Here is a 16,495-nt window from a genome sequence, read left to right as displayed (position 1 = left end):
CAAGATGCCCGAGAAAAACGAAAAAATAGAACCAAAACCAATCGATCTGGGAGACTATCAATTTGGCTTTCATGATGATGTCACTCCGATTTTTTCAACCGGAAAAGGTCTTAGTGAAGAGGTTGTTAGACAACTATCAAAAGCTAAAGATGAACCTGAATGGATGTTAGAATTTCGCTTAAAGTCGTTAAGAGCATTTAATAAAATGCCGATGCAAGAATGGGGACCAGATTTATCAGATATTGATTTTAATAGTATTATCTACTATCAAAAAGCCTCTGATCAACCAGCAAGGTCATGGGATGATGTCCCAGAAAAAATTAAGGAAACCTTTGAGAGAATTGGTATTCCAGAAGCTGAGCGTGCTTTCTTAGCAGGAGCATCTGCCCAGTATGAATCAGAAGTGGTTTACCACAATATGAAAGATGAATTTGAAAAATTAGGCATTATCTTTACAGACACTGATTCTGCCCTAAAAGAATACCCTGACTTGTTTAAACAATACTTTGCAAAATTAGTGCCACCAACAGATAATAAATTAGCTGCGCTCAACTCTGCTGTCTGGTCTGGAGGAACCTTTATTTACGTTCCTAAAGGTGTTAAAGTAGACATTCCACTACAAACGTATTTCCGAATCAACAATGAAAATACTGGGCAGTTTGAAAGAACGCTTATCATTGTTGATGAGGGAGCAAGTGTTCACTATGTTGAAGGGTGTACCGCACCAACCTATTCAAGTAATAGTCTCCATGCTGCCATTGTCGAAATTTTTGCTTTAGATGGTGCTTACATGCGCTACACTACTATTCAAAATTGGTCAGATAATGTCTATAATTTAGTGACTAAACGTGCTCGTGCCTTAAAAGACGCAACAGTTGAGTGGATTGATGGTAATCTTGGTGCAAAAACAACAATGAAGTACCCATCGGTATACTTGGATGGACCAGGTGCGCGTGGAACAATGTTATCCATTGCTTTTGCTAACAAGGGACAAAATCAAGATACTGGTGCCAAAATGATTCATAATGCGCCTCATACCAGTTCATCAATCGTTTCTAAGTCGATTGCTAAAGGTGGTGGTGAGGTTAATTATCGAGGACAAGTGACTTTTGCTAAAAATTCTAAAAAATCAGTCAGTCACATTGAATGTGATACGATTATTATGGATGATTTATCAAAATCAGACACCATCCCTTTTAATGAAATCCATAATTCTCAGGTAGCCTTAGAACATGAAGCTAAAGTTTCTAAAATCTCAGAAGAACAACTATATTATTTAATGAGTCGTGGATTGACAGAAAGTGAAGCCACTGAAATGATTGTCATGGGATTTGTGGAACCTTTCACCAAAGAATTACCAATGGAATATGCGGTTGAACTTAATCGTTTGATTAGCTATGAGATGGAAGGATCTGTTGGATAGTCATAAAATAATTGGTAAAGATAATAATTTTTGATAAAATAGTGTGTGGGTAGATATCTTTTAGATGTTTAACTACACATTATTTTCTTTTGGAGGATTAATTATGAAAAAACATTCTTTCTTTAGTCTCGTGCTAATCTTTGGTGTACTCTTTTTATTAGTGGGTTGCCAAGCAAATACCGATTCAAATAATAATGACAATAATCAAACAGAAACTACAAAAGTTTCTAAAGAAATAACAGTAGATGACTTTTTAGAAGAGATGCAAACTAAGAATGAAGACTTATCTTCAGTCAAAGGGGAACATCAATTTAAAGTGAGTGTCAATGATAATATTTCTTCCCAAAAAATTGACAGTCAGCTTATTTTTGATGATTCTAAATTAACAAAGGGAGATATTGTGTTCAACACTGAATCACAAGACGGGAAAAAATTAAAAGAAAAATTTATTTATAATAGTCAAGAAGATCCAGATGTTTATCGAGAAGTGGAATCAGATGGCAATACCACAAAAGAGTATAATTCAACAAAAGGAAATGAATTCTACTTTCATCCAGATTATTTTGAAGTACTAGAAATAATTTCTTCCTTAAAAGATGATTTACAAATCAAAGATAAGGGAGATGTTTACGAATTAAGCTTAAAGAATAAAGATGTTTCACTTATTTCTGCTTTTGAGGAACAATATAACCTTAGCCTGACCGGTGTTGAAGAAGATGAAACTGAAAAAAGTTTAGTCATCACTTTTGATAAAGACACTTATTTTTGTAAAGAGTTTCGTTTAGTAATGACTTATGATGGAAAAAAAGGTTCGCTTGAAATGAATGTTGCATCAGAGTATTCTAAGTGGAATGAAATTGATGAAGATAGCATTAAAATTCCAGAACAGTAATTTTGATGTTTAAACTATGTAAAGGACACCTCAATTGTTAGAACCAATAACAATGAGGTGCTTTTTTTGAACTGGAGATAGCAACACGGTACGAAATAGAGTTTTCTACAAAGATTATAGCCTTCTATGATGGTCTTAAGGATAGAAATTTTGATTTTTGACAATAGACAAAATTTTCTGATAAATTACTTTCCTAAAAAAATTTTTTATGATATAATATAGCCTATAGACAAAAAAGTCTTTGAAAATGAAAATGAAAATGAGGTACTTTTTATGAATAAAAAGACAAAATTACTGGCTCTTGCTGGTATCACTTTGATATCTGCAGCTACTTTAGCAGCTTGTGGAAGCTCTAAAGAAAGTAGTGGTGGAGGAGAAAATTCTACCTATACTTATGTGTATTCATCAGACCCATCATCACTTGACTATACTGTTGTAAACAAAAACACAACAGGTGAAGTTGTTGGTAACTTAGTGGATGGTTTACTTGAAAATGATCCTTATGGCAATTACGTGCCATCACTTGCTGAAGACTGGAAAGTTTCAGAAGATGGTATGACTTACACTTATACTCTACGCGATGATGCTAAATGGTATACTGCAGATGGTGAAGAGTATGCTGATATTGTTGCAGAAGACTTTGTAACAGGTATGAAACATGCTGCTGATGCTAAATCTGAAGCGCTTTATCTTGTTCAAGACTCTATTGTTGGTTTAGCTGAATATGTTAATGGTGAAACAGATGACTTCTCAACTGTAGGTGTTAAAGCACTTGATGATAAAACAGTTCAATACACATTGAAAAAACCTGAAAGTTATTGGAATTCTAAAATGACAATGGGGATTACTTTCCCTATCAACGCTGAGTTCTTAGCTTCTAAAGGTGAAGATTTTGGAGCACCGAATGCAGATAGTATTTTATATAGTGGTCCTTATCTTCTTTCAGCATTAACTGCAAAATCATCAATCGAATATACAAAAAATCCTAATTATTGGGATGCAGATAATGTTCACGTAGAAAATATTAAACTGACTTACTTTGATGGATCAGATCCTGAATCATTGGTAAATAACTTTGCTGATGGCGTATATACAGGAGCACGTATCTATCCTAATTCACCAAGTTATAAATCAGTAAAAGAAAAATTTGGAGATAATATTATTTATACACCACAAGATGGAACTTCTTATTATGGTGTCTTCAACGTAAATCGTACCGCTTATGAGCACACAGCTAAAACAACTGATGCTCAAAAAGAATCTACTAAAAAAGCCATTATGAACAAAGATTTCCGTCAAGCGGTTAACTTTGCCTTTGATAGAACTGGTTATGCAGCTCAAGATGTTGGTGAAGATGCAGCAGATAAAACGTTACGTAACACATTGACTCCTGAAACTTTTGTTTCTATTGGGGAAGAAACCTTTGGTGCTGTTGCTCAAAAAGAATTAGCAGCCTATGGTGATGAGTGGAAAGACGTTGATTTATCAGATGGTCAAAATGGTTTATATCATCCTGAAAAAGCCAAAGCTGAGTTTGAAAAAGCCAAAGCTGCTCTTGAAGCTGAAGGAGTAGAATTCCCTATCCATCTTGATGTACCAGTATACCAATCTAGTGAAATATTTGTTCAAAAAGCGGCTTCAATGAAGCAGTCTATTGAATCAACACTAGGAACAGAGAATGTTATTTTAGATTTACATCAACTTGATGAAGATACTTTCTATAGCATTACTTTCTATGCAGAAACACCTGCTCAAAATGATTACGACCTATCTACAGCAGCTGGTTGGGGCCCTGACTATCAAGACCCTTCTACTTACTTAGATATTTTGAATCCAAGTAATGGTGCTACTGTTCATCAAATTGGTATTGCACCAGGTGAAAACCAAGACATTGCCCAAGCAGTTGGACTTGATAAGTATGAAGAATTAACTCAAGCGGCAGCAGCTGAAAATAGTAGTCTCAAGAAACGTTATGAAATGTATGCCAAAGCAGAAGCTTGGTTAGTTGATAGTTCATTACTTCTAATGACCACTTCAAAAGGTGCATCTCCAACAGTCACTAAGGCTGTACCGTTTACAGTGGGTTACGGATGGTCTGGTATTAAATCATCTCCATCTTCATTTAAATATATGAAACTTCAATCAGATGCAGTCGATGCAAAAGAGTATGAAGCAGAACTTGAGAAATGGAAAGAAGAAAAAGCAAAATCTAATGCCAAAGAGCAGGAAGATTTTGAAAACCACGTAGAATAAAATTAGAAACTTTTTTCGAGAGGACTTTCTCTACCGTCAATAGAGGAGGTTCTTTTGAAATTTGGAGGAAAGAATGAAAAAGTACATTTTCAATCGTATATTAAGGTCTTTAGTCTCTATCTTTTTAATTACGACTTTAATTTACGCTATCGTCTTTACTATGGTTCCTAGAAAATTAATTTTTAAACAAGATTCAACCTACAGTAAAGTAGCAGCAGATCCAGATAAAAAAATTAATTACGAGAACACTGTTTTTGAAAAAATGGGTTATATCCAATATATGCCAGCAAAAGAGCTTCAACAAAAAGCAAGTAAGATTGATGATAGTGTTACTGTAGAGGCAAATTCAACAAATGAATCTATTTACAAGGAATACATCAAATCTATTGGAAAGGGTTGGGAGCTAGGACAAATGCCCAATAGTAAAACTTTTTATGCGACTAGAGAAGTTCCTATTTATGAGCGTGTCTTTAATTTTTATGCTAATTTGATTCAAATTGACCATCCTTGGAAAATTCAAGATAAATCAAATCCTGATTTAGAGCGCTATATCCGTATTGAAAATGATCCTTCGATTGGTTGGTCTGTTGTTGGTTCAGGTACAAAACATAAATATCTCCTTTATGCCAACGGTTCTTTCCCTTTCATTCATCAAAACTTTATCACCTTAGATTTGGGAATATCTTACCCAACATTTGCTAACATTCCTGTTCTACAAGTTATTAGTGAAGGTCAAGGGCAAAAAGAATCTAGAGAAGTTACTTTCCCAAATGGGAACACTACGTCTTCAACAGTTAATATCTATAGCAGAACATATCAATCGCCAAGTAAGGCTGATAGTCGTTCAAAATCCCTTTATGATAATGACCCATACTCCAACACACAATCTAATTATAAAGATCCGTCAATGTTAGAGATGTCTGCTAGAATTGGTCTTGCTGGGATTATAATTGCTTATGCAGTAGCACTTCCTTTAGGATCATACATGGCGCGTTTCAAAAATACTATTTTTGATAGGGGCTCTACTGGAATGTTGACGTTCTTAATGGCCATTCCTTCTATTGCTTTAATTTATGTCGTGAGATTCATTGGCTCTTCTTTTGGCCTACCTGATGTTTTCCCTACGCTCGGGGCACATAATATTTTGTCTTATATCATGCCGGCTATGATTTTGGCAATATTATATATTCCTGGTTTAGCGCTATGGGTAAGACGTTATCTAATTGATTTACAGTATAGTGATTTTGTTCGTTTTGCTAGAGCCAAAGGATTGTCTGAAAAGGAAATTGCAAATAAGCATATCTTTAAAAATGCTATGGTCCCAATTGTTGCTGGTGTTCCAAGTGCTATTCTAAGTGTTATAGTTGGTGCAACTTTAACGGAAACAGTTTTTGCTTATCCAGGTATGGGTAAAATGTTAATTGACTCTGTTAAAGCAGCAAATAATAGTATGGTGGTTGGTCTAGCCTTTATCTTTTCAGCCTTGTCTATTCTCGCTTTACTTTTAGGAGACTTAGCGATGACTGTATTAGATCCACGTATTAAATTATCTGATAAAGGAGGAAAATAATGTCTAAGATTGATAAAACTAAATTTCAATTTGTCAAAAGAGATGATTTTGCTTCTGAAGTCATTGATGCCCCAAGTTATTCTTATTGGAAATCAGTATTTACAGAATTCTTAAAGAAAAAGTCAACAGTTATTATGAGCGGGATTTTAATTCTCATCTTATTGTTTAGCTTTATTTATCCAATGTTTTCAGACTATGACTTTAATGATGTGAGCAAAATTAATGATTTTTCAGCCAGATATATCTCGCCAAATGGCGAATTTTGGTTTGGAACTGACAAAAATGGGCATTCGCTTTTTGATGGTGTTTGGTATGGTGCAAGAAATTCTATTCTAATTGCCTTTATCGCAACTTTCATCAACCTTTTTGTTGGTGTTATCGTTGGTGGTATCTGGGGAATCTCTAAAAAAGTCGATTTAATCATGATAGAGGTTTATAATGTTATTAGCAATATCCCCTATCTTCTAGTTATCATCGTTTTAACCTATTCATTTGGTGCTGGATTTTGGAATCTTGTGCTAGCGATGACTATTACTGGTTGGATTGGAGTTGCCTATTTTATCCGTGTTCAAATTCTTCGTTATCGAGACTTAGAATACAATCTAGCTAGTAAGACTCTTGGAACATCAACCTTTAAAATGGTAACTAAAAACTTACTACCACAGTTGATTTCAGTTATCGTGACGCAAATGTCACAAATGTTGCCTAGCTTTATTTCGGTTGAAGCCTTTCTGTCATATTTTGGTTTGGGATTACCAGTAACGGTTCCAAGTTTAGGACGTTTGATTTCAAATTATACACAAAACATAACCACGAATGCTTACCTTTTCTGGATTCCCTTAGCAACACTTGTTTTAGTGTCGTTATCACTTTTCATTGTAGGTCAAAACCTTGCTGATGCAAGTGATCCACGTTCACATTCATAGATTGGAGTAGATATGTCTAAAGAAAAAAATGTAATATTATCTGCCAAGGATGTGGTGGTAGAATTTGACGTCCGTGACAAGGTTCTTACTGCCATCCGAGGCGTTTCGGTAGAATTAGAAGAAGGAGAAGTTCTTGCTCTAGTGGGAGAATCAGGCTCTGGGAAATCTGTTCTAACAAAAACCTTCACTGGTATGTTAGAGGAAAATGGGCGCATTGCTTCTGGAAGCATCTTTTATCGAGGTCAAGACTTAACGGCTTTAACTAGTAACAAGGATTGGGAAGAAATTAGAGGTAAGAAAATAGCAACCATCTTCCAAGATCCAATGACTAGTTTAAATCCCATCAATACTATTGGTAGTCAAATCACAGAGGTTATTATAAAGCATCAAAAAGTTTCTGCACAAGAAGCTAAAAAAATGGCTATTGATTATATGAATAAGGTTGGTATCCCAGAAGCTGAAAAGCGTTTTGATGAATACCCATTTCAATATTCTGGAGGAATGCGTCAAAGAATTGTTATTGCTATTGCTCTTGCATGTAAGCCTGATATTTTGATTTGTGATGAGCCAACAACAGCTCTTGATGTGACCATTCAAGCTCAAATTATTAACTTGTTAAAAGATCTTCAACGTGAATATCACTTTACAACTATTTTTATCACCCATGATTTGGGAGTAGTAGCAAGTATTGCTGATAAAGTAGCCGTTATGTATGCTGGTGAAATCATTGAATTTGGAACAATTGAAGATGTCTTTTATGACCCTCGTCATCCTTACACTTGGAGCTTGTTATCAAGTCTTCCTCAGTTAGCTGATGATCATGGTGAATTGTTCTCCATTCCTGGAACACCACCATCACTTTATACAAAACTAAAGGGTGATTCTTTCGCTTTACGCTCTGATTATGCGATGACGATTGACTTTGAAGAACACCCACCAATTTTCCCAATTAGTGATACTCACTGGGCTAAAACATGGTTACTTCATCCAGATGCTCCTAAAGTTGAAAAGCCAGAGGCAATTCAAAACTTACATGAGAAAATTAAAAATAAGATGATTTTGGAGGAGCAACAAAATGGCTGAGAAATTAGTTGAAATTAAAGATTTAGAAATTTCTTTTGGAGAAGGAAAGAAAAAATTTGTTGCTGTTAAAAATGCCAATTTTTTCATTAATAAAGGAGAGACCTTTTCATTAGTTGGTGAGTCTGGTTCAGGCAAAACAACTATTGGTCGTGCCATCATTGGTTTAAACCCTACAAGTAAAGGGGATATCTTATATGAAGGCAAAAAAATTAACGGCAAAACAAGTAAAGAAACACAACGTGATGTGATTCGAAAAATTCAAATGATTTTCCAAGACCCAGCAGCCAGCCTTAATGAACGTGCCACTGTTGATTATATTATTTCAGAAGGTCTTCATAATTTTAAATTGTATGACAATGAAGAAGATCGTAAAAACAAAGTGACTGAAATAATTAATTCGGTAGGTTTGTTACAAGAACATTTAACACGTTACCCACATGAATTTTCAGGGGGACAAAGGCAACGTATTGGTATTGCCAGAGCGCTTGTGATGCATCCTGACTTTGTTATTGCTGATGAGCCTATCTCAGCATTGGACGTTTCTGTTAGAGCACAGGTTTTAAATTTATTAAAGAAATTACAAAAAGAACTTGGTCTCACCTATCTCTTTATCGCCCATGATTTATCAGTGGTTCGTTTTATTTCAGATCGTATTGCTGTTATTCATAAAGGTGTTATTGTAGAGGTTGCTGAAACAGAAGAATTATTTAGAAATCCAATCCATCCTTATACACAATCACTCTTATCTGCAGTTCCAATCCCAGATCCTATTTTGGAACGTCAAAAAGAATTGATTGTTTATGATGCTGATCAACATGATTATTCTGTTGATAAACCTAAGATGGTAGAAATTAAACCAAACCATTTTGTTTGGGGAAATGATAAAGAGATTGACTCTTATCGTGAAAAACTTAAAAACTAATTTAAAAACCACTTACTATTTTGTAGGTGGTTTTTTTAAAAAAAGATTGACAATGATGATGGTAGATGATAGAATGTAATAGTTGCTTCTTTAATTAGAGGTAAGGCTAAGAGGTCCCGTAGTGTAGCGGTTATCACGTCGCCCTGTCACGGCGAAGATCGCGGGTTCGATTCCCGTCGGGACCGTTTGTTAAATTTAACAAAAAAGCAAGACTCGTTAGCTCAGTTGGTAGAGCAATTGACTTTTAATCAATGGGTCACTGGTTCGAGCCCAGTACGGGTCATTTGCCGGCTTAGCTCAGTTGGTAGAGCATCTGATTTGTAATCAGAGGGTCGCGTGTTCAAGTCATGTAGCCGGCATTAATACTAAATTTGGGCGCGTAGCTCAGGTGGTTAGAGCGCACGCCTGATAAGCGTGAGGTCGGTGGTTCGAGTCCACTCGTGCCCATTTAAAATAAGGTCCGTTGGTCAAGGGGTTAAGACACCGCCTTTTCACGGCGGTAACACGGGTTCGAATCCCGTACGGACTATTTTTTAGAATCAGAAATGATTCTTTTTTTATTGAAAAAAGCACCCATAATCTATAGGTGCTTGACAACTTTATTTATTCTTCAGTCTAAGATAACGCTTATACCAAATATTAACATATGATTGTGAGAATGGCCCTTTTTGATGATTAATCCAGTCAACTAATATTTTGACATTTTCTTTCAGAATAAAATCGATATCAGATGAATAATTCATCTTTTTTTTATGATTTTCATACTCATCGACATCTAACAGTTTTTTTTCTCCATCTGTAAAAACTTTTACATCTAGGTCATAATCAATATATTTTAGAGCTTCAGCATCTAAAACATACGGACTCGCTAGATTACAATAGTAGGAGACACCGTTATCTCTAATCATAGCAATGATATTAAACCAGTATTTTTTGTGAAAATAAACAATTGCCGGTTCTCTTGTGACCCAGCGTCTACCATCATTTTCAGTGACTAAAGTATGGTCGTTTACCCCAATAATAGCATTTTCTGTTATTTTTAGTACCATTGTTTCACGCCACGTTCGATGTAAGCTGCCATCATGTTTGTAACTTTGAATTGTAATAAAGTCGCCTTCTTTAGGTGTTTTCATGGCCTACCAACTTTCTACAATTAACGTTGTCCTTAACTAGTTTATCACAATTCAATCGAAAAAGCACGCTTTGTGAAACGCTCAATCAAGATAGTCGCGAAGGACTGTTTTGATAGTATCATAATCAAAACCTTTTCTTGCCAGAGCTTGTGTTAATTTTTGTTTTAACTCATAACCATCATACCTTCGACTATATTTTCGGTACTGTTTATCAAGTTCTTTTTCAATTAATGCATTATCGTTTTCATCATCATCTTCGATAATTAATGTGTCAAATGCTGCTTTTGCATCTGTATAGGAAAAACCTTTGGTTACAAGAGACTGAGTAATCTTTTCTTTTAAGGCATTGACAGGAAGTCGGCCTTCGTGTTTTCTTAGAAGTTTTTGAGCTGTTCTTTGAGCTACTTCTGTAAAGTCATACTGCTCAAGGGTTTGTGAGATTATTTTTTCATCTAGCCCTTTTTGTTTGAGCTTTTGAGTTAAAATATAAGGTCCTTTATCGCCAGATCTTAGAGATTGTTCAATGAAGGTTTCGCTATACTTTTGATCATTAAGCCAATTTTCTTCTTTTAATTGTTGGATAATGTTTGAGATACTGTTTTTTTCAATGTCATGTTTTAAAAGATAATCCGTCACCTCTTTTTCCGTTCTCAGTTTAAACGATAAAAAATAAAGGGCGATATTTTTACCATGGGAGAACTGAGCAAAGGTTTTAATGGCCTCTAATGTCTTGTCATCAATCTCTTTATTTTTAGTTAGCATAAAACGGACAATAGTGTCCTCTGTGATATAAAGTTGTTCTTTTTTATCTAATTCTAACAGATAAAGGCGTTTTTTCTTTTCTAGTCGGCTAATTTTCATGTTTTTATTATATCAAAATGGTAAAATAGAAGCATGAATTTAACAGTAAAACAAAGAATTCCTTTAAAAATTAAAAAAATGGGAATTAACGGAGAAGGTATCGGATTTTATAAAAAAACATTGGTTTTTGTCAAAGGCGCTCTAAAAGGAGAGGATGTTTTTTGTCAAATTACAGCCGTGGAACGTCATTTTGCTGAAGCAAAATTGCTAACAATCAATAAAACCTCAAAGTTTCGCGTGACACCAGAATGCCCTATCTATGAGGAGTGTGGTGGCTGCCAAATCATGCATCTTCGTTATGATAAGCAATTAGATTTTAAGGCAGATCTTTTAAAGCAAGCCTTGAAAAAATTTAAACCTCAAGGCTTCGAGCATTTTGAAATTAGACCCACGATTGGTATGAAAGAACCAAAACATTATCGGGCCAAATTACAATTTCAGACCAGACGTTTTGGCCAGAGTGTTCATGCTGGTCTTTTTGCGGAAAATTCTCACCGTCTTGTTGAGATAAAGTATTGTCTTGTTCAAGATAAAGTGACACAAACCATCATCAATCGAGTCACTGAATTATTGGAAGAATTTCATCTCCCTATTTATGATGAGCGAAAAACAGCTGGTGTTAGAACGGTCATGATTAGAAAAGCAAGAGAAACTAGCCAAGTTCAAATCCTTTTTGTCACTAGTAAAATTCTTGATTTCATGCCTATTATTAAGGTGTTGGTTGATGAATTTGAGGAGATTAAAACCGTTTCTATGAATATCAATACCTCTAAAAAAAGTGATATTTATGGTGACAAAACCAAGCTTTTATGGGGGCAAGACAGTATTACAGAAGGTGTTCTTGATTATCAATTTTCATTATCACCAAGAGCCTTTTACCAGCTTAATCCTGAACAAACAAAAACCCTTTACCAAGAAGCTATTAAGGCATTAGACGTGTCAAAAAAAGATCATCTCATTGACGCCTACTGTGGTGTTGGGACTATTGGTTTTGCCTTTGCTGATAAGGTGGCTTCTGTTAGGGGAATGGATATCATCAAAGAAGCAATCAAGGATGCGAACAATAACGCCAAACAAATGGGTTTTAACAATACCTATTACGAAACAGGTAAAGCAGAAGAGATTATCCCAAAATGGTACAAAGAAGGTTATCGGGCAACTGCCTTAATTGTTGATCCTCCAAGGACGGGATTAGATGATAAACTATTAAAGACGATTATTACTTATAAGCCAGAAAAAATGGTCTACGTTTCCTGTAATGTTTCCACCTTGGCAAGAGATTTAGTCAAACTAGTAAACGTCTATGATGTTAAGTATATCCAATCAGTTGATATGTTTCCTCATACCGCAAGGACAGAAGCCGTTGTGAAATTAGTCAGAAAAAATTAACCCCATGTGTTTTGATACAACTTTAACATATAATGTGCTTATCTGAGTTATAAACTTTTTAAAAATAGTCGTCACTTTGACTAAGGTGACTTTTAATCTATAGGTAATTAAATGATAAATTAAAAGTAGTTTGTTTACTGATTTTTTATTTACGAGATGATGGTTGTTAAACTATATTTTAGCACATCAGTTTTTCGAATGTTCACTAATATTTTGAATTTCTTTGCGATTCTGTGTAAAATGTATGTAGGGTATATTCTAATTGAAGGAGGGTCATGGTGAAACATATTTCTGTTTTAATCAAACCAGCTTCTGGTTTATGCAATATCAAGTGTCAGTATTGCTTTTATTCAGACATTACTTCGATAAGAGAAGTTAAATCTTATGGGAAGATGTCATTAAAAACAATGACTCGAATGATTCATCAAATTTTTACTGATTTATCTGATGGCGATGAATTAACCTTATCCTTTCAAGGGGGAGAGCCGACATTAGTAGGTTTTACGTTTTATGAGGAATTGACTAATTTAGTAGATGCTTTGTGCCGTAAAAAAAAGGTGGCTGTTCATTATGCGATACAAACCAATGGTACGCTTATCAACGACAGATGGTGTCAACTTCTAAAAAAACATAAATTTTTAGTAGGTCTTTCTATCGATGGCACACCTCTTCATCATGATTTACATCGTTTAGATATGAAGGGAAGAGGAACGTTTCAAAGGGTTATTCGGACGAAAAAACTATTTGATCACTATGAGATAGACTACAATATTTTATGTGTTCTAACAGAATCTTTAGCAAAAGAGCCTAAGGCGGTTTTTGATTTCATTCAAAAAGAGAAGATTCAATACATTCAGTTTATTCCTTGTTTAGATGGCTTGCGTTCACATAATAAACATGACTATAGTTTGACTCCAGAAAGCTTCTCTTTATTTTATATTCAGCTATTTGATTTATGGTTTGAACGATTTCATAACGGACAGTATTATAGTATCAAATTATTTGACGATTTATTTAATTTATTTATTCGTCGCGAAATAACAGCTTGTGGAATAACAGGGCGTTGTCAAGTCCAATATGTTATCGAAGCAGATGGTAGTGTTTATCCATGTGATTTTTATGTGCTTGATGAGTATAGAATGGGGTACATACAAGAAAAAACATTAAAAGAGTTATTTGAACAAGAGATATCTTTCGCTTTTCTTAATGAGCCAAAGCAGTATAGTGATTATTGCGCCACTTGTCCTTTTGAACATATTTGTTGTGGTGGCTGTAAACGTATGAAGGATGTTATGTATGTTTCTAAGTCAGGTCATTTTTGTGGCTTTCAAGAGGTTGTTGGGTACTTCTTACAGCATTTGGATGACATCGTGCGTATAAGACAGAGCTATAGTGTTATGTAATCTGATTTTATCTTAAGTCAGTTCTAGAAGATATAAAAGTAATTTTCATAGATGAAAAAGAAAAAACTGTTCCGAGTAGTGTTGACCTACTCGAAACAGTTTTTTTGATGAAGAGATAGTGGTTTAATTTTAGAGTTTAACGTTTATTTATCTTAGTCTCACTATTATAGCTCTAAGATTAATTAATGCTAAACCGGTACTTGAATGACTTTGATGCCTGATTTTTCTAATGCTTGAATGGTCTGTGGATTGGCATAGATGTCTGTGATTAACAAATCGATTTGATCGATACTACCAATTGTAAAATTTGATGGGTTTCCAATTTTTCGATAGTCTGCCACTAAAACGACTTTATTAGATTGCTCAATAATTTTTGAATTGATTTTTGCTTCATGAATGAGTGATGTGGAGATTCCTGTTGCTATATCTAATCCACTACAGCCAATGATGCTTAAATCAGAACGAACGTTTGAAAATGCTTCAATAGCACTATCACCCGTTAAGGCGCCTTTAGGGTAGCGAACCTCACCTCCACTTAACATAATCACTGTATGAGGGTTGTGTTCTTTATTGACGACTCTAGTATTGTTCGTTAATAAGTTGAAGGTGCGATCTTTGGCAAAATCAAGTGAAAGAAGGGCGGTGCTACTTGTGTTCATAAACAAAGTTTGGTGATTTTCTATTTGAAGGGCAGCTTCAGCTGCTAATTTCAGTTTGATGTGATTAATGGGATCATTCGTTTCTTCTTCAAAATTTAAATCTTCTGCGGCTTCAATTTTTCCAAACGTTATTTTCACTTGCCCCATTTCTTCTAGTACTTGACAATCTCGACGAAGAGTCATTGAAGAGACGTTAAAAGATTGGCTGAGTTCATTAATAGAGGTAATTTTTTTTTGACGGATTAATTCAATTAATTGTTTACGACGTTTTTCAATAATGACATTTGAGTTCTTCATATGTGATTTTATCTCCCTTGTTAACATATAATATCAAACTTTAACATATATAACAATAAAATCATAAAATTATTCTTATATATTTTCTTAATAAAAACAAAAATTCACATATAAACAACAAATTCACATAAAAAAGGATTTTATTTGTAAAAAGAAAATGTTAATATAGTTGTGTAAGCGCATTCAAAGTCGATTTTAAATGATTTGCTATAGTTCAAATGACAAGAGAAGGTGATGTACTAATTGGCAATATAATTAATATCTTATCTCGAAAATGTAATAAAAGGTGGTTTTAGAAGGGAAAAAGACTTCTAATTGTTATCATAAGAGAGGAGAAAGGCATGAATGATTTTTTAGAGTTTTCTAAACAACTTTTATTAGAACCAGCCATTGTTATAGGAATACTAGTTGGTATTGGCTATTATTTAAGTAAAAAGGGCCCTATTAAGATTATTACAGGGGCAATTAGTGCTATGGTAGGGCTTGAGTTAATTCTTTTTGGCGGCTCTATGTTTACTAGCACATTTAAACCCATTGTTACTGCAGTAAGTGATCATTATGGGATTACTGGGTATTTGATGGATCCCTATGCGATGAGAGCATCAACTCAAGAAGCTTTGGGAGCCAATTTTAGTTTTGTTGGCTATGTCTTTTTAATCGCGTTTTTCGTAAATTTAATATTAGTTTTCTTTGGAAAGTATACAAAGGCAAAAGGTATATTTTTAACAGGTAATACAGGGATTGCTCATGCGCAAGCCATTTTATGGTTAACTAGCTATTGGTTGGGTCTAAATTGGCTAGTGACTACTATTATTGCTGGAGTATTATTAGGTATCTATTGGGCTATTGCCACAACTGTTCCAATAAATGCTGTGAAAAAAGTGACAAATAATGGTGGATTTACCATTGGGCATAATCAAATGTTTGGGATATGGTTTTTCTCTAAAATTGCTGGCTTTTTTGGCAATCCAGAGACTGATGATGCTGAAAAATTGGAATTGCCAGGTTGGTTAGGGATCTTTAATCATAATGTTACAGCTATTGCCTTGATAATGACAGTGTTCGTTGGTGGATTCTTGTTATCAATAGGTCCTAGTAATATTCAAGAATTAGCGGGTGAACAACACTGGTTGATTTTTATCTTTTATTTGGGGATAAAATTTTCGATGTATATGGTCATCTTGCTACAAGGGGTTAGAATGATGGTTGGAGAAATCAATCAATCATTTAAAGGCATACAAGAGAAAGTTATTCCAAATGCTGTACCTGCTGTGGATGTCGCTGCACTATTACCATTCTCAGCAAACGCTGCAACATTAGGATTTATCTTTACCACTATAGGAACAGTATTTTCTATGATGGTTTTAGTTTTAATTAAGAGCCCTATTATGGTATTGCCAGGATTTGTACCATTGTTCTTTTCTGGAGGTCCGATTGGGGTAGTTGCTAACAAATATGGTGGTTATAAATCTGTTATCGTTTGTTGTTTCTTGTTGGGGATTATTCAATCTTTCGGAACAATATGGGCGATAGGATTATCAGGTCTGCCAGATGGTATTGGATGGACCGGTATGTTTGATTGGTCAACTGTTATTCCATTGTTTACAGAGCTTTTAAAACTTATTGCTAGAATATTGACATTAGGAGTTTATGCTTAATCTTATTATAAGAGAGGAGAATCATT

Annotated in this window: 13 protein-coding genes and 5 tRNA genes; 15 read left to right on the top strand and 3 right to left on the bottom strand. The window is 34.6% G+C overall.

All coding sequences use genetic code 11. From position 1 onward, the window contains the following. Nucleotides 1–4: 4 nt before the first annotated feature. The 12 genes from sufB (at nt 5) to JHK62_RS03665 (ending at nt 9,598) form a co-directional block, all read left to right on the top strand. Nucleotides 5–1,423 (top strand): Fe-S cluster assembly protein SufB, encoded by a 1,419-nt coding sequence (gene sufB / locus JHK62_RS03720; RefSeq protein WP_199575348.1) that lies wholly within the window; start codon nt 5–7, stop codon nt 1,421–1,423. A 103-nt stretch (nt 1,424–1,526) separates the two neighbouring features. Then, nucleotides 1,527–2,315, top strand: a complete 789-nt coding sequence (locus tag JHK62_RS03715) for a DUF6612 family protein (protein ID WP_199575347.1) — start codon at nt 1,527–1,529, stop codon at nt 2,313–2,315. 273 nt (nt 2,316–2,588) lie between these two features. Next, a complete protein-coding gene (locus JHK62_RS03710) occupies nt 2,589–4,568 on the top strand; it encodes a peptide ABC transporter substrate-binding protein (RefSeq protein ID WP_199575346.1) in 1,980 nt (659 codons plus the stop codon). 73 nt (nt 4,569–4,641) lie between these two features. Further along, nucleotides 4,642–6,138, top strand: a complete 1,497-nt coding sequence (locus tag JHK62_RS03705; RefSeq protein ID WP_199575345.1) for an ABC transporter permease — start codon at nt 4,642–4,644, stop codon at nt 6,136–6,138. Then, nucleotides 6,138–7,064, top strand: a complete 927-nt coding sequence (oppC, locus tag JHK62_RS03700) for an oligopeptide ABC transporter permease OppC (RefSeq protein WP_199575344.1) — start codon at nt 6,138–6,140, stop codon at nt 7,062–7,064. The genes JHK62_RS03705 and oppC overlap by 1 nt, the downstream gene beginning before the upstream one ends. 12 nt (nt 7,065–7,076) lie before the next feature. After that, complete coding sequence (locus JHK62_RS03695) at nt 7,077–8,147, top strand: ABC transporter ATP-binding protein (RefSeq protein ID WP_199575343.1); 1,071 nt, start codon at nt 7,077–7,079, stop codon at nt 8,145–8,147. Next, on the top strand, nt 8,140–9,069 hold the full coding sequence (locus JHK62_RS03690) for an ATP-binding cassette domain-containing protein (RefSeq protein WP_199575342.1): 930 nt from the start codon (nt 8,140–8,142) through the stop codon (nt 9,067–9,069). The genes JHK62_RS03695 and JHK62_RS03690 overlap by 8 nt, the downstream gene beginning before the upstream one ends. Nucleotides 9,070–9,181: 112 nt before the next feature. Further along, nucleotides 9,182–9,254, top strand: a tRNA-Asp gene (locus JHK62_RS03685). A 25-nt stretch (nt 9,255–9,279) separates the two neighbouring features. Beyond that, nucleotides 9,280–9,352: transfer RNA gene (locus JHK62_RS03680), tRNA-Lys, on the top strand. Nucleotides 9,353–9,355: 3 nt separating this feature from the next. After that, nucleotides 9,356–9,428: transfer RNA gene (locus JHK62_RS03675), tRNA-Thr, on the top strand. 14 nt (nt 9,429–9,442) lie between these two features. Continuing rightward, a tRNA-Ile gene (locus JHK62_RS03670) sits at nt 9,443–9,516 on the top strand. Nucleotides 9,517–9,526: 10 nt separating this feature from the next. Next, nucleotides 9,527–9,598 (top strand) — tRNA-Glu (locus JHK62_RS03665). A gap of 70 nt (nt 9,599–9,668) precedes the next feature. Here the strand turns inward: JHK62_RS03665 and ntdP are convergent. Beyond that, entirely contained in the window at nt 9,669–10,202 is a 534-nt protein-coding gene (gene ntdP, locus JHK62_RS03660) for a nucleoside tri-diphosphate phosphatase (RefSeq protein WP_199575341.1), read from the bottom strand. An 81-nt stretch (nt 10,203–10,283) separates the two neighbouring features. After that, nucleotides 10,284–11,063 (bottom strand): recombination regulator RecX, encoded by a 780-nt coding sequence (gene recX, locus JHK62_RS03655; RefSeq protein ID WP_199575340.1) that lies wholly within the window; start codon nt 11,061–11,063, stop codon nt 10,284–10,286. A gap of 33 nt (nt 11,064–11,096) precedes the next feature. On the opposite strand from recX, the gene rlmD reads away from it, so the two are divergent. After that, entirely contained in the window at nt 11,097–12,452 is a 1,356-nt protein-coding gene (gene rlmD / locus JHK62_RS03650; protein ID WP_199575339.1) for a 23S rRNA (uracil(1939)-C(5))-methyltransferase RlmD, read from the top strand. A gap of 275 nt (nt 12,453–12,727) precedes the next feature. Next, entirely contained in the window at nt 12,728–13,855 is a 1,128-nt protein-coding gene (locus tag JHK62_RS03645) for a radical SAM/SPASM domain-containing protein (protein ID WP_199575338.1), read from the top strand. Between the two features lie 188 nt (nt 13,856–14,043). Here the strand turns inward: JHK62_RS03645 and JHK62_RS03640 are convergent, their stop codons facing one another. After that, on the bottom strand, nt 14,044–14,811 hold the full coding sequence (locus JHK62_RS03640; protein WP_199575337.1) for a DeoR/GlpR family DNA-binding transcription regulator: 768 nt from the start codon (nt 14,809–14,811) through the stop codon (nt 14,044–14,046). 341 nt (nt 14,812–15,152) lie between these two features. Between JHK62_RS03640 and JHK62_RS03635 the strand changes: the two genes are divergently transcribed. Further along, nucleotides 15,153–16,469: a PTS sugar transporter subunit IIC gene (locus tag JHK62_RS03635; RefSeq protein WP_199575336.1), complete on the top strand. Its 1,317-nt coding sequence runs from the start codon at nt 15,153–15,155 to the stop codon at nt 16,467–16,469. The last annotated feature ends 26 nt before the right edge of the window (nt 16,470–16,495 follow it).

Origin of the sequence: Streptococcus pacificus (genome assembly GCF_016481305.1) — a bacterium.
GTDB lineage: Bacteria > Bacillota > Bacilli > Lactobacillales > Streptococcaceae > Streptococcus > Streptococcus pacificus.
The sequence above is the reverse complement of the archived record's forward strand: the minus strand, read 5'-3'. Positions and strand labels throughout refer to the sequence as shown.